Genomic DNA, 13,413 nt, shown 5'->3' with positions numbered 1-13,413 from the left:
ATATTGGAGTCTGCCTCAACCCTTTTCTAAAATAAGCGAAAGGAGACATCATGGCAAATCAATTTCGTGTGGATCGTGTGGGGATGGAAATCAAACGCGAAGTCAATGAAATTTTGCAAAAAAAAGTTCGTGATCCACGTGTTCAAGGAATTACCATTACAGATGTGCAAATGTTGGGCGACTTGTCAATGGCAAAAGTGTACTACACGCTGATGAGCAACCTTGCTTCTGAACAAGAAAAAGCTCAGACTGGTTTAGAAAAGGCGAAGGGAACCATCAAACGTGAATTGGGTCACAACTTGAAGATGTACAAAATCCCTGATTTGACTTTCATCAAGGATGAATCGATTGAATATGGGAACAAAATTGATCAAATGCTCCGTGATTTAGATCAAAAATAAGACGTGTTTTTAGCTATGTCAATATATTTAAAAAGAAAGGAAATTCTATTTTTCTTTCTTTTTTTGATAAAAATGCTAAAAAAGGCTTGTTACTTTTACACTTATCCTTTAAAATAGAAAAGGAGATAATCCGCTACAGATTTTTCGGAGGAGAAAAGATGTCCATCAATTGGCAGCAAATTATATTTAGCTTTTTAGGCGGTTTAGGACTTTTCCTATATAGTATTCGGATGATGGGAGATGGTTTGCAGCAGGCTGCAGGTGATCGGCTTCGTTATTTCATTGACAAATATACCAGCAATCCATTTTTTGGTGTTCTAGTTGGAATTGGTCTAACAGCCTTGATTCAGTCAAGTTCAGGTGTGACAGTTATTACAGTTGGATTGGTGAGTGCAGGCCTTTTAACACTCAGACAGGCAATTGGGATTGTCATGGGGGCCAATATTGGAACAACGGTAACCTCTTTTATCATTGGTTTTAAACTGGGCGATTATGCATTACCCATTCTCTTTTTAGGGGCGGTCTGTCTCTTCTTTACTAAAAAACGCTCTATCAATAATATCGGTCGCGTTCTATTTGGGGTAGGAGGGATCTTCTTTGCTTTGAATTTGATGAGTGGTGCTATGGAGCCATTGAAAAATTTAGATGCTTTTCGTGAGTATATGATAAAGTTGAGTGGAAATCCAGTACTAGGTGTATTTGTAGGGACAGGTATTACCTTGTTGATTCAAGCCTCATCAGCAACTATCGGTATTCTACAAAATTTATATGCGAGCGGCTTGATTGAGTTAAAGGGAGCTTTGCCAGTTCTTTTTGGGGATAATATCGGGACAACAATTACAGCAATTATTGCATCATTAGGAGCCAATATTGCTGCTAAACGTGTAGCAGGTGCCCATGTCACTTTCAATGTGGTCGGTACTGTTTTATGTTTGATCGTTTTAGGTCCATTTACGAGCTTGATCCATTGGTTTCAAGCGACGCTCCATTTAAGCCCAGAAATGACTATTGCCTTTGCTCACGGAACTTTTAATGTTACCAATACAATTATTCAATTTCCATTTATTGGCTTGTTAGCTACCTTGGTAACAAAACTGATTCCAGGTGAAGATGAAGTTGTGAAATATGAGCCACTTTATTTGGATCCGATTTTAATTAAACAAGCTCCGTCTTTAGCGCTTGGAAATGCCAAAAAAGAATTGCTTCATTTAGGACGTTATGCGATGCGTTCATTTGAGTTGGCTTATGATTATATTGTGAACAATACTGAAAAGTCAGCAGACAAGGGACACAAGACCGAAGAAGCAATCAATAAGATTGATGAAGATCTCACACGTTACCTCATTGATTTATCTAGTGAGCCTCTTAGCCAAAAAGAAAGTGAAGTGCTGACAAATATTTTGGATTCATCTCGAGATTTAGAAAGAATTGGAGACCATGGTGAAGCGCTGATTAACTTGACTGATTATATCCGTCGGAAAAAGGTGGAATTTTCTCCAGCAGCTTTGCAAGAGTTGGAATTGATTTATAACATGACTCTGACTTTCATTAAAGAATCCCTGGCTTCTGTAGAAAATAATGACATTGAGTTGGCAGATAGCTTAGTAACTAAGCATGAAGCGATTGATAAAATGGAACGAAAGCTACGGAAAACGCACATTCATCGTCTGAATAGAGGAGAATGCTCAACACAAGCAGGCGTAAACTTTATTGATATCATCTCTCACTATACGAGAGTCGCGGATCACGCCATGAACTTAGCGGAAAAGGTCCAAGCGGAACAAATATAATCATGAGAAACAAACTGCTGGCGTGGTTTGTTTCTTCTGCATTGAATGGGTCTATACCATTTACAAAAAGAAAAGAAAGCGATATAATGAAAGAGACATAATGAACAATGCGAGAGTGATTTAAAATAGCACTTACAATTGTCTAAAGTGACAGCTTATACAAACTCTCACTGAAAGAAGGAGGTTTTATTATGCCTAAATATATTCAAGCAGATCAATTTTTCTATCCCCATGGTATTCGTCAAGGTGGCTATCTAGAATTAGTGGATGGTAAATTTGGTAAATGGACAAAAGAAATCCCAACAGGTGCGGATGTGATAGATTATACAGGCTATTCTATTGCACCGGGCTTAGTTGATACGCATATTCATGGTTTTGGTGGTGTAGATGTGATGGACAATAATATTGAAGGAACTCTGCATACCATGAGTGAAGGTCTGTTGTCGACAGGTGTTACCAGTTTTTTGCCGACAACCTTAACCTCAACTTTTGAATCGTTACTAGCGGTCACGGAAAATATCGGTGCTCATTATCAAGAAGCGACAGGTGCTAAGATTCGTGGCTTATATTTTGAAGGTCCGTATTTCACAGAAAAATATAAAGGAGCCCAAAATCCAATTTACATGAAAAATCCTCGAATGGATGAATTTCGTGCTTGGAAAAAAGCATCGAATGGTTTGCTCAATAAAATCGCTCTAGCTCCAGAACGAGAAGGTGTGGAAGATTTTGTTCGAACTATTACTGATGAAGGGGTTACGGTTGCACTTGGGCACTCAAATGCAACGTTTGAAGAAGCAAAGGCTGCGGTAGATGCAGGTGCCAGTGTTTGGGTACATGCTTATAATGGTATGCGCGGCTTAACCCACCGTGAGTTGGGGATGGTTGGCGCTATGTATGAATTGCCACACACTTATGCTGAATTAATCTGTGATGGACACCATGTTGATCCAAAAGCTTGTGACATCTTGATGAAGCAAAAAGGGCATGAAAATGTTGCGCTCATCACAGACTGTATGACTGCAGGAGGCTTGGAAGACGGTGACTATATGTTGGGAGAATTTCCAGTAGTAGTCGCAAATGGAACTGCTCGACTCAAATCAACAGGTAACCTCGCAGGATCTATCTTGAAATTGAAAGACGGGTTAAAGAACGTTGTCAAATGGGGTATTGCTAACCCACACGAAGCAGTTATGATGGCAACCCTCAATCCGGCTAAATCCGTTCATATTGAGGATGTTTGTGGTCAAATCAAGGAAGGACATGATGCAGACTTCATTGTGTTGGACAAGGATTTGGAACTGGTTGCGACTTATCTTGATGGCGAAAAGAGATACGAAGCATAATATATGAATACTTAATTAACGTAGAAACTCCTGCAAGAAGAATTACTTTTAAAGTTAGACCTTCTATGTCTAACTTTTTTTGTGTGCAATACATATCTATTTCCGAACAAATATTATCTAAATGAAATAATTTAATACTTAAAACTTTATATTTTCTAATTTTTATATATGATTATAAAGGAATGTTACATTTTCATTACAATTCAAAAAAAGATGAATTTTCTGAAAATTTTACGCTATAATATTTTTTAAAAATAAAAATGAGGGAGATTAATATGAAAAAACAACGTTTTTCATTGAGAAAGTATAAGTTTGGTCTGGCTTCAGTCGTTTTAGGGACATTTTTAGTTATTGGTGCGGGACAAGTGCAGGCCAATGAGCAGGCAGCAAACAATCCGACTGTAACACAAGAAGTTCAGTCACCAGTTGCTGATAAAGCTGTTCCGGCTTCAAACCAATCAAATGGGAATTCTGCTGCTTCCACAACTGTTACAGCAACAGAAGAAGGTACACAAATAACCACGCAATCATCATCTACAAGAGCAGAATCAACTGTTTCTACTTCATCTGAAACTTCTGCTGCAAAGCCAGTCCAATCTACTGCGGGAACTGGTGCAAGCAAGGTAGCAACAACAGGGAATGAATCACCAGTAACAGAAGCAACTCACTCTACTTCAACAGCAGAAAAGTCAGTTGCAAGTAAGGAAACAACAGAATCAGAAAAGAAACAGTCAGCTGAACCAGTGACTCCATCTAGCACAACTAGCAATGAAATTATCAAAGTTCCTCAGACTTGGCAACAAGGCTATAAAGGAGAAGGGAAGGTCGTTGCAGTGATTGATTCAGGGCTAGATGTGAATCATGAGGTATTACGCATTACTGATCCTTCGAAAGGGAAATTCAAAGATGAAGCAGCAATGGAAGCGGCTAAGAAGAAAGCAGGCATTAATTATGGTAAATGGTACAATAACAAGGTTGTTTTTGCCTATAACTATATAGATGCTGATGACAATATCAAAGAAAAAGCCACGGATTCTCATGGAATGCACGTGACAGGAATTGCAACTGGGAATCCAAGCAAAAAAGACACCAATGGCGAATATATTTATGGTGTAGCACCGGAAGCGCAAGTAATGTTTATGCGTGTCTTCTCTGATCGCAGTAGTACGACTAGTTCAGCTATCTACGCTAAAGCGATTGACGATGCAGTAGCGCTTGGAGCTGATACGATTAACATGAGTTTGGGGTCTACGACAGGTTCAATGGTGAACGCTGACCCCAGTATTGTAGAAGCTATCAAGCGTGCGCGTGCTAAGGGAGTATCTGTTTTAATCTCTGCAGGAAATAGCAATACGTTTGGAAATGGAAAATCTAAACCTCTGGCAGAAAATCCAGATTATGGTCTGGTGGGCAATCCTTCAACAGTAGAGGATTCAATTTCGGTAGCTTCAGTTAATAATACAGTTGTTACAGAAGAAGTCATGGAAGTTCGTGGTTTAGAGGATAATGCCAAACTTCATCATGGAAAGTTTAATTATTCTGTTTCTGAAACGGATGCCCAATTTGAAAAAGGCAAGGAATACGAATACGTCAATGTTGGATTAGGACGTGATGAAGATTTCAAGGGCCTTGATTTGAAAGGAAAGGTTGCGCTTATTCAGCGTGGTGCTCTCACCTTCTCAGACAAGATCAGCAATGCTGTCAAACGTGGAGCAATTGGAGCAGTCGTCTACAATAATGTTGCTGGTGCTAATCTTAAAATGGCACTGGAAGGACAAGCTAAGACGATTCCTTCTGCCTTTATTTCTAAAGAATATGGAGAGGCTCTAGCGGCAGGTAAGTACAAGTTAGTTTTCAATGGGAACAAGGCGAATTTACCTAATCCAGAGGCTAATCAATTATCTGACTTTTCAAGCTGGGGTGTGACAACGGATGGGCAATTAAAACCAGATGTAACAGCGCCGGGTGGCTCTATCTATTCATCACTGAATGATAATACTTATGGTAGTATGAGCGGAACGAGTATGGCGGCTCCCCATGTAGCAGGTGTAGCTGCTTTGGTGAAACAATATCTGGAAAAGCATTACCCAGAAAAAAGTCCGGCAGAAATTTCATCTTTGGTGAAAGCTTTAATCATGTCGACAGCAAAGCCACATATGAATAAAGAAACAGGTGCCTATACATCCCCTAGACAACAAGGAGCAGGAATTGTAGATACAGCAGCGGCAGTATCAACAGGCCTTTATGTAACTGGAGAAGACAATAACTATCCTAGTGTATCGCTAGGAAATGTTGGCGATGAATTTACGTTTGATGTGACAGTTCATAATATGACGGATAAAGATCGCACTTTAAAAATGATTGTTAATACCAATACAGACACAGTCAAGGATGGACATTTTGATTTGACTCCTCGAAAATTGACTGAAACAGTTTGGCCGGAAGTGACTGTGAAAGCACATAGTAGCATACGGGTAACTGTTAAAGTTAATGTAGCTAAATATGCGGAAGAGCTAAAGAGACTCATGCCAAACGGTTATTTCTTGGAAGGCTTTGTTCGCTTTGTCGAACCAGCAGATGATGGTGATGTCGTCAGCCTTGCATTTATGGGCTTCCGTGGGGAATTTCAAAATTTGCCAGCTGCTGAAAGGCCAATTTATAATCTTGTTAAAGAAGGTAAATCAGGCTTTTATTATGATGTCCCTAAAGATAAAAGTGTTTCAGCAAAAGACAATGTGTCGGCTATCATCACATCGTCTAATGACACACTGTACTCAACTGGGAAGACGGCAACGCGCAGTCCGATTGTCCTTGGTACAGTAGAAAATGAGCAAGGACGTACGATTTTGCAATTGGATGCCAATGGCAATGTTCGTCTAGCGTTTTCTCCAAACGGAGATGGCAATAAGGATTTAATCCAGTATCGCTCTGTCTTTTATCGGAATTTCAATAATCTGACAGCAGCTGTTTATAAGAGTGATGGCTCCTTAGTCTGGCAAAGCGCTGCAGCAAAGGATGGGCGGAAAAATTACTTTGATGGAAATGAGCGTAATCCAAAGTCTTATTTCCTGGACAATACGGTATGGGATGGGCGTGATAGTAGTGGAAGAACTGTTGTAGATGGTCTGTATACTTATGTAGTACGTTACACGCCAGATGTACCGGGAGCTAACGAGCAAACAGTATCTTTCCAACTCCAGATTGATACGCAAAAACCGCTTATCACATCTGGCTATATTAAAAAATCACAAGATGGTACGGAAATATTTGTGCCACGTAAAGTCAAAGATGTCGGAAATGGCGGTATTTTGAAAGAGCGAGTATTTTATTTGAAGCCAGATCAAAATGGACAAGTGACTTATCAGGCTGTGGATGAGTTGGGGAATGTTCGTGAATATGAACGTCGTGTTTATATTTCTGCCAATGCAGATGGTAGCTATACTCTTCCGAAAGGTGTTCATAAAGCAAACATTTTCTACGTAGTAGAAGATTTTGCGGGCAACAAAGATGCAACTTCTCTTGCAAATCTAGTCGGTACTGAAAATAGTGGTCGAATTCGGGTAGCTGTGGTTGATGCAGACAGCCATCAAGCACTGGATACACCATATGTTTATCGAATCAAGGATGCAAAAGGGAACTATATCAATGTTGATAAAGGGAAAGACATCAATTTCTTGACATTTGGGCATTATACGGCAGAACTCTTTACTTATGACAAGAGCGGGCTGAAAGTCTTGAGTGCCCTCACACAAGAATTTGATTTAACAGCAGAAGATAGCTTTAAAATGATTGAATTTTTGGCAAAGGAAATTAGCTATGCTCCACTTAGCGTGACTTTCAACCAAGCCGTTCCGAAAAATACGACGATAACATTGAAAAATGAAGCGGGTGAGCTTGTTTCTCTTCCGGCTGAGAAATATGGAAAATATTCATTTGGTAAGACGGTAGCAGTGGGTCAATATTCTATCGTTGCTACTCTGCCATCAGGCTATGAACTATGGGATGAAAATCCAACAGTTCTAGTCAAAGAAGGTAAGAACAACCTTGTTCAATTGACTGTTATTGTTAAAGTAGCCTTACTAGCAGCTGTTCAAAAACAAGTTACTTTGGTGACTACGGCTCAATATTATAATGCGAGTATAGAAAAGCGGATAGCGTACAATCAAGCTTATGCGCAAGCGAAGGCGGCTTTGACTGGGAAATTGAGTCAAGCAGAAGTAGATCGAATATTGGCAAATCTCGTCACTGCTGCTGATAATTTAGATGGTAAGGATTCTGATATTGTGGCTCTAAAAACAGCCATGGCAGCTTATGTGGCAACGACTAAAACGGGTTTGTATGCCAATGCAAGAGAAAAACAACGGCAAGCATATGACCGAGCCTTCCAAGCAGTTGCTCTCTTAGCGATTCAAGATAGTATTACGCAAGAGCAGATTGATACTGTTTTGGCACAATTGACTGCAGCTTATCAAAAGTTAAATGGTAGAGAAACGGATTTCTCTCATCTGCAAAATACGATTGCACGAGAAATTCATTTCCAAGCTCTTAGTAATAAGTTTATCTATGCAACTGATGATGTAAAAGCAGCTTATCTGGCTGCATTTGAGCAAGCGAAAGCAGTTTTAGCCAATCCAGGTGCTAGTCAAGCAGATGTGAGAGAGGCAATTGCGAATCTCAGAGCAGCTAAGAAAAAACTAAATGGACACAAACCAAAAAGAATTAAAGCTTTGACAGTGTAAAATTTTACTGATGAAGTTTCTTAGTACAAAATGGGTGACTCAAAATATTAGAGGGTCACTCATTTTCTTGTTATAATAGTCACTATGAAGGAGGTCTTGTTAAAAGTTTCTAGTGATTCTGGGGTGGTGAAAGCTAGATAAGCAAAAGCTGAGAATGAAACTTTCGGTAAGTTTTAGTCAGTAGATTTTTAATTAAGACTATATCAACAATGAAATAATCAATACGATTCTGTTGTGTGAAAGAGAGCCCAAGTCTTGGCGCTATATGGAAGAAAAAGAACATATGGGCTTTGTAGATATTCAGGTCATGCAGGAACTGCAGACTTTATCAAAAATCTAAGCGGTGTTACTGAAGTGCCAAAAACAGATGAGATGAATGTTAACATAGCGGGAAGAAAAGTCTGAATCAGAGTGTATCTCAGCCTTTCAGGTTGACTTAACAACAGAGTCAGAACAGGATGAAAAAGGAAGTCACTTTCTTCTTGACAAATATTATAAGCAGACTTATAATATAAGTGTTTATTAAATATGGAGGTGTTTTTTATGAAATTTTCTTTTGAATTGGCGGTTAATGCTAAAAAAGAGGATGCTTGGGTCTACTATTCTCAAGTTGATCAGTGGTTTGTCTGGGAGGGTGATTTGGAACAGATTAGCTTGAACGGTGATTTCACTACAGGGCAAAAGGGGAAAATGAAGATGGAAGGCATGCCTGAACTCGACTTCACTTTAGTTGAAGTGCGTGAGAATCAGTGTTTTTCTGATTTAACAGCAACGCCTTTTGGCAATGTTCTCTTTGAACATGAGATACTTGAAAATCCTGACGGTACCATTAGTCTAAGGCATTCAGTTTCTTTGACAGATAGCGTTACGACAGGGGAGGCTTTAGCCTTTTTGAAACAGATTTTTGACGATGTACCCGAAAGTGTCGGAAAGCTGAAACAAATCTTGGAGGCAGTATGACAAAAACTTTTCATTCTCAGTATGCTGACAACCATCAGGAATCGACAGGTCTCTTATTCGCCAGAGTTTACAATGCTTGGCATGGCCGAGTAAAAAAAGCCCTACAAAAAGTGGGGCTGACTCATCCGCAATTTATTATTCTGACCAGTTTGGGGTACTTGGAGCTACAACAGGACTTGGTTACTCAGGTCAATCTAGCTGCTTTTTCAGATATGGATGTGATGACGGTTTCTCAAGTTCTTAAGCTCTTGTTGAAAAAGGGCTTAGTTGAGCGGCGAGAACACCCTCAAGATAGTCGGGCAAAAGTTGTCTTTCTGACTGATATAGGCAGAGAGCGCATGAATCAGGCTCTGCCTCTCGTTGAGGCAATTGACCAAACCTACTTTGGCCAGCTGGGCATTCAGGTGTCAGATTTTAATCGACTTTTACTAAAATTGGAGGAAAACGATGGTTAAGTTCTGGGTTGGCGTCGTTTCAGAAAATCATGTTAAACGTGGTGTTACTGGTGGTTTTTGCCAGGTTTGTCATGGTAAAGGCGGTCCTTTAAAACGCATGAAAAAAGGCGATTACCTACTCTACTACAGTCCTAAAGTTGATCTTGATTCTGATCAAAAACTGCAGGCTTTCACAGCTGTAGGTAAAATGACAGGTGACGAGGTTTATCAATTTGAAATGACACCAGATTTTATCCCTTTCAGGCGGGATGTTGAGTATTACAAATCTGTCCGGCCTTGTCCGATTGGAACTGCCAGGCAGCACCCAGACTGGAAAACCTATGCCAGCCAGCTACGTTACGGACATTTTGAGGTTAGTCGAGATTTCTTTATGTATGTTTTTAATTCTATGAAGTTGGAGTAAGTCTGGACAAGATTGCCCTTTTTTGCTATAATACTAGTCAGAAAGAAAGTCTTATGGCATTTCTCAAGCGAGCCTGAGATAGTGGAAGTCGGGTGAAATAAAGTATGAACGGGCGCTTTCGGTAAGTTTTAGTCGGTAGATTATTAATTAAGACTATATTAACAATGAAGTAATAAACTAGGGTGGAACCGCGTTTTGACGCCCCTATGCAAAGTTGTATAGGGTGTCGTGTCGAGTGCAGTTCTGCTTTTTGTTTTGTTAGTCAAATTGATTCACTTGTTGAGACTAGTATATTCCTACTATAAGCTCAAGTTACAAGAATATTATAATAAAAAGAATGGAGTAAACATTATGCCGAAGAAGTTAACCTTCCAAGAAATTATTTTAACGTTGCAACAGTTTTGGAATGATCAGGGCTGTATGCTCATGCAGGCTTATGATAATGAAAAAGGTGCTGGAACCATGAGCCCCTACACTTTCTTACGGGCTATTGGACCTGAGCCATGGAATGCGGCTTATGTAGAGCCTTCACGTCGTCCAGCAGATGGACGATATGGTGAAAATCCGAATCGCCTTTACCAGCATCATCAGTTTCAGGTTGTAATGAAACCAAGTCCTAGCAACATTCAAGAGTTGTATTTACAATCATTGGAATTGTTAGGGATTAACCCGCTAGAGCACGATATTCGCTTTGTCGAAGACAACTGGGAAAATCCTTCAACTGGTTCTGCAGGTTTGGGTTGGGAAGTATGGCTTGATGGAATGGAGATTACACAGTTTACGTATTTCCAACAGGTCGGTGGTTTATCTACCAGTCCAGTTACATCTGAAGTTACCTATGGTTTAGAACGTTTGGCATCTTATATTCAAGAAGTGGATTCTGTTTATGATATTGAATGGGCAGATGGAGTTAAGTACGGAGAAATTTTCCGTCAACCAGAATTTGAACATTCAAAATACAGTTTTGAAGTGAGTGATCAAGCTTTGCTGCTGGCTAATTTTGATCATTTTGAAGCTGAGGCTAAGCGTTGTTTAGAGTATAATCTCGTTCACCCTGCTTACGATTATGTTTTAAAATGTTCGCACACCTTTAATCTATTGGATGCTCGCGGAGCTGTTTCTGTGACAGAGCGAGCGGGTTACATTGCTCGGATTCGTAATTTAGCGCGTATTGTTGCTAAAACCTTTGTGGCGGAACGCAGACGGCTAGGCTATCCATTGTTAGACGAAGCAACACGTGAGAAATTATTGGCTGAGGAGGAATAAAAATGACGAAGAATTTATTGGTTGAGTTAGGGCTTGAAGAAATGCCTGCCTATGTTGTAACACCAAGCATGAAACAATTGCGTGATAAAATGGCAGCCTTTTTAACAGACAATCGTTTGACATTCGATAAGATTGAAATGTTTTCCACTCCTCGTCGCTTGGCTGTACGTGTGTCCAATCTAAGTGAAAAGCAAACAGACCTAACAGAAGACTTCAAAGGACCAAGTAAGAAAATTGCTTTGGATGTAGATGGTCATTTTACGAAAGCTGCGCAAGGCTTTGTTCGTGGAAAAGGCTTGACGGTTGAAGATATCACATTTCGTGAAGTAAAAGGTGAGGAATATGTCTATGTGACCAAACAAGAAATCGGAAAACCTGTTGAAGAATTAATTGATGGAGTAACTGATGTCTTAACCTCTCTGAGTTTTCCGGTCAATATGCATTGGGGTACCAATACGTTTGAGTATATTCGCCCTGTTCATACCCTCACCGTGTTATTGGATGATGAATCTTTTTTGATGAATTTGTTCGATATTGAAAGTGGACGGACAAGTCGGGGTCATCGTTTTCTAGGTCATGAAGTGAAGATTCAGTCTGCAGATTCTTATGAAGAAGATCTGCGCGAAGTTTTTGTCATTGCGAGTCCAATGGAACGGGAAAACATGATTTTGGATCAAATCAAAGAAATTGAGAGAATGCACAATGTTCATGTGGAGATTGATGAAAATTTGCTAGATGAAGTGCTGAACTTAATTGAGTATCCAACCGCCTTTATTGGGCGTTTTGACGATCGTTACTTAGATGTACCCGAAGAAGTCCTTGTTACGTCTATGAAGGTTAATCAACGTTATTTTGTTGTTCGCAATGAAAATGGCAAGCTTCTTCCATATTTCGTATCGGTACGCAACGGAAATGCAGAACACCTCGAAAATGTCGTCAAAGGAAATCAGAAAGTTTTAGTGGCTCGGTTAGAAGATGCAGAATTTTTCTGGCGTGAAGATCAACGATTGATTATTTCTGACTTAGTTGACAAGTTAAAACATGTAACTTTCCATGAAAAAATTGGCTCATTAGCGGAGCACATGGAACGAACAGCAAAGATCGCAGCTCTTTTAGCAGAAAAAGCACACTTATCTACTCGGGAAGTGAAAGATGTAGCCCGTGCCGCATCTATTTACAAATTTGATTTATTGACTGGTATGGTTGGAGAATTTGATGAATTGCAAGGTATCATGGGAGAAAAATATGCTCTACTTGCAGGAGAAAACACAGCAGTAGCTAGAGCTATTCGAGAGCATTATCTCCCGACTGCTAGTGATGGTGAATTACCAGATACAAAAGTTGGTGCAATTTTGGCCATTGCAGACAAGATAGACACAATTCTTTCGTTCTTCTCTGTTGGACTCATTCCAAGTGGTTCAAATGACCCTTATGCTCTTCGTAGGGCCACACAAGGTGTTGTGCGTGTTTTGGACAAGTTCGGCTGGCACATTGCCTTAGATGAATTGGTAGATCAACTCTATGCGCTGCAGTTTGATAGTCTCACATATAGTAACAAAGAACAGGTGCTTGATTTCTTCCGTGCGCGCATTGAAAAAATGATAGACAGCGATATTCCGAAAGATATCGTGACAGCTGTGCTCAACAGCTCGACGTTTGTTGTACGTGATTTGGTCGAGGTGGCGGCCCTTCTAGCAGAAAAAGCACAAGAAGATTCTTTCAAACCAGCAGTTGAAAGTTTGGCACGTGTCTTTAATTTGGCAGAAAAAGCAGAAGCAGTGAGTGTTGTGGATGAAAGTCTGTTTGAAAATGAAGAGGAAAAAGAACTTCATACAGCAATCGAGCACTTGACTTTATCTGATGACTTGGCGGATAATATTGAACAATTATTTGTTTTAAGTCCGGTCATTGATGCATTTTTTGATAACACTATGGTCATGGCAGAAGATGAAGCAATCCGAGCAAATCGTTTGGCGCTTTTAGTCGCTTTAATGACAAAGGCTAAAAAGGTAGCACAGTTTAATCAAATCAATACAAAATGATAAGAGGTGAATCT

Annotated in this window: 9 protein-coding genes; all 9 read left to right on the top strand. The window is 39.8% G+C overall.

Annotated elements, in window-relative coordinates; translation table 11 throughout:
• The first annotated feature begins 50 nt into the window (after window positions 1-50).
• The 9 genes from rbfA to glyS all read left to right on the top strand — a co-directional run bounded on the left by rbfA (window position 51) and on the right by glyS (window position 13,399).
• Window positions 51-401, top strand: a complete 351-nt coding sequence (gene rbfA, locus PCY10_RS05665; protein ID WP_003033710.1) for a 30S ribosome-binding factor RbfA — start codon at window positions 51-53, stop codon at window positions 399-401.
• A gap of 158 nt (window positions 402-559) precedes the next feature.
• A complete protein-coding gene (locus tag PCY10_RS05660; RefSeq protein WP_003073823.1) occupies window positions 560-2,191 on the top strand; it encodes a Na/Pi cotransporter family protein in 1,632 nt (543 codons plus the stop codon).
• Between the two features lie 191 nt (window positions 2,192-2,382).
• On the top strand, window positions 2,383-3,534 hold the full coding sequence (gene nagA / locus PCY10_RS05655; RefSeq protein ID WP_009568058.1) for an N-acetylglucosamine-6-phosphate deacetylase: 1,152 nt from the start codon (window positions 2,383-2,385) through the stop codon (window positions 3,532-3,534).
• Between the two features lie 275 nt (window positions 3,535-3,809).
• On the top strand, window positions 3,810-8,273 hold the full coding sequence (locus PCY10_RS05650; protein WP_021003110.1) for a S8 family serine peptidase: 4,464 nt from the start codon (window positions 3,810-3,812) through the stop codon (window positions 8,271-8,273).
• A gap of 543 nt (window positions 8,274-8,816) precedes the next feature.
• Window positions 8,817-9,233 (top strand): SRPBCC family protein, encoded by a 417-nt coding sequence (locus PCY10_RS05645; protein WP_021003109.1) that lies wholly within the window; start codon window positions 8,817-8,819, stop codon window positions 9,231-9,233.
• The gene (locus PCY10_RS05640) at window positions 9,230-9,688 is read left to right on the top strand and encodes a MarR family winged helix-turn-helix transcriptional regulator (RefSeq protein ID WP_009568065.1); all 459 of its coding nucleotides are present in this window, start codon (window positions 9,230-9,232) and stop codon (window positions 9,686-9,688) included. The genes PCY10_RS05645 and PCY10_RS05640 overlap by 4 nt, the downstream gene beginning before the upstream one ends.
• Entirely contained in the window at window positions 9,681-10,091 is a 411-nt protein-coding gene (locus PCY10_RS05635) for an EVE domain-containing protein (RefSeq protein ID WP_003073811.1), read from the top strand. The genes PCY10_RS05640 and PCY10_RS05635 overlap by 8 nt, the downstream gene beginning before the upstream one ends.
• A gap of 351 nt (window positions 10,092-10,442) precedes the next feature.
• Entirely contained in the window at window positions 10,443-11,357 is a 915-nt protein-coding gene (glyQ, locus tag PCY10_RS05630) for a glycine--tRNA ligase subunit alpha (RefSeq protein WP_020999028.1), read from the top strand.
• A 2-nt stretch (window positions 11,358-11,359) separates the two neighbouring features.
• Window positions 11,360-13,399 carry a glycine--tRNA ligase subunit beta gene (glyS, locus tag PCY10_RS05625; protein WP_301558939.1) on the top strand — a complete coding sequence of 680 codons (2,040 nt, stop codon included), beginning with the start codon at window positions 11,360-11,362 and terminating at the stop codon, window positions 13,397-13,399.
• The last annotated feature ends 14 nt before the right edge of the window (window positions 13,400-13,413 follow it).

The organism is Streptococcus sp. SI1 (assembly GCF_030439945.1).
GTDB lineage: Bacteria > Bacillota > Bacilli > Lactobacillales > Streptococcaceae > Streptococcus > Streptococcus intermedius.
This window is presented reverse-complemented; position numbering and strand designations above follow the sequence as displayed.

Coding starts and splice junctions, on each gene's coding strand:
- rbfA (WP_003033710.1), top strand. CDS start 51: ATGGCAAATCAATTTCGTGTGGATCGTGTGGGGATGGAAATCAAACGC.
- PCY10_RS05660 (WP_003073823.1), top strand. CDS start 560: ATGTCCATCAATTGGCAGCAAATTATATTTAGCTTTTTAGGCGGTTTA.
- nagA (WP_009568058.1), top strand. CDS start 2,383: ATGCCTAAATATATTCAAGCAGATCAATTTTTCTATCCCCATGGTATT.
- PCY10_RS05650 (WP_021003110.1), top strand. CDS start 3,810: ATGAAAAAACAACGTTTTTCATTGAGAAAGTATAAGTTTGGTCTGGCT.
- PCY10_RS05645 (WP_021003109.1), top strand. CDS start 8,817: ATGAAATTTTCTTTTGAATTGGCGGTTAATGCTAAAAAAGAGGATGCT.
- PCY10_RS05640 (WP_009568065.1), top strand. CDS start 9,230: ATGACAAAAACTTTTCATTCTCAGTATGCTGACAACCATCAGGAATCG.
- PCY10_RS05635 (WP_003073811.1), top strand. CDS start 9,681: ATGGTTAAGTTCTGGGTTGGCGTCGTTTCAGAAAATCATGTTAAACGT.
- glyQ (WP_020999028.1), top strand. CDS start 10,443: ATGCCGAAGAAGTTAACCTTCCAAGAAATTATTTTAACGTTGCAACAG.
- glyS (WP_301558939.1), top strand. CDS start 11,360: ATGACGAAGAATTTATTGGTTGAGTTAGGGCTTGAAGAAATGCCTGCC.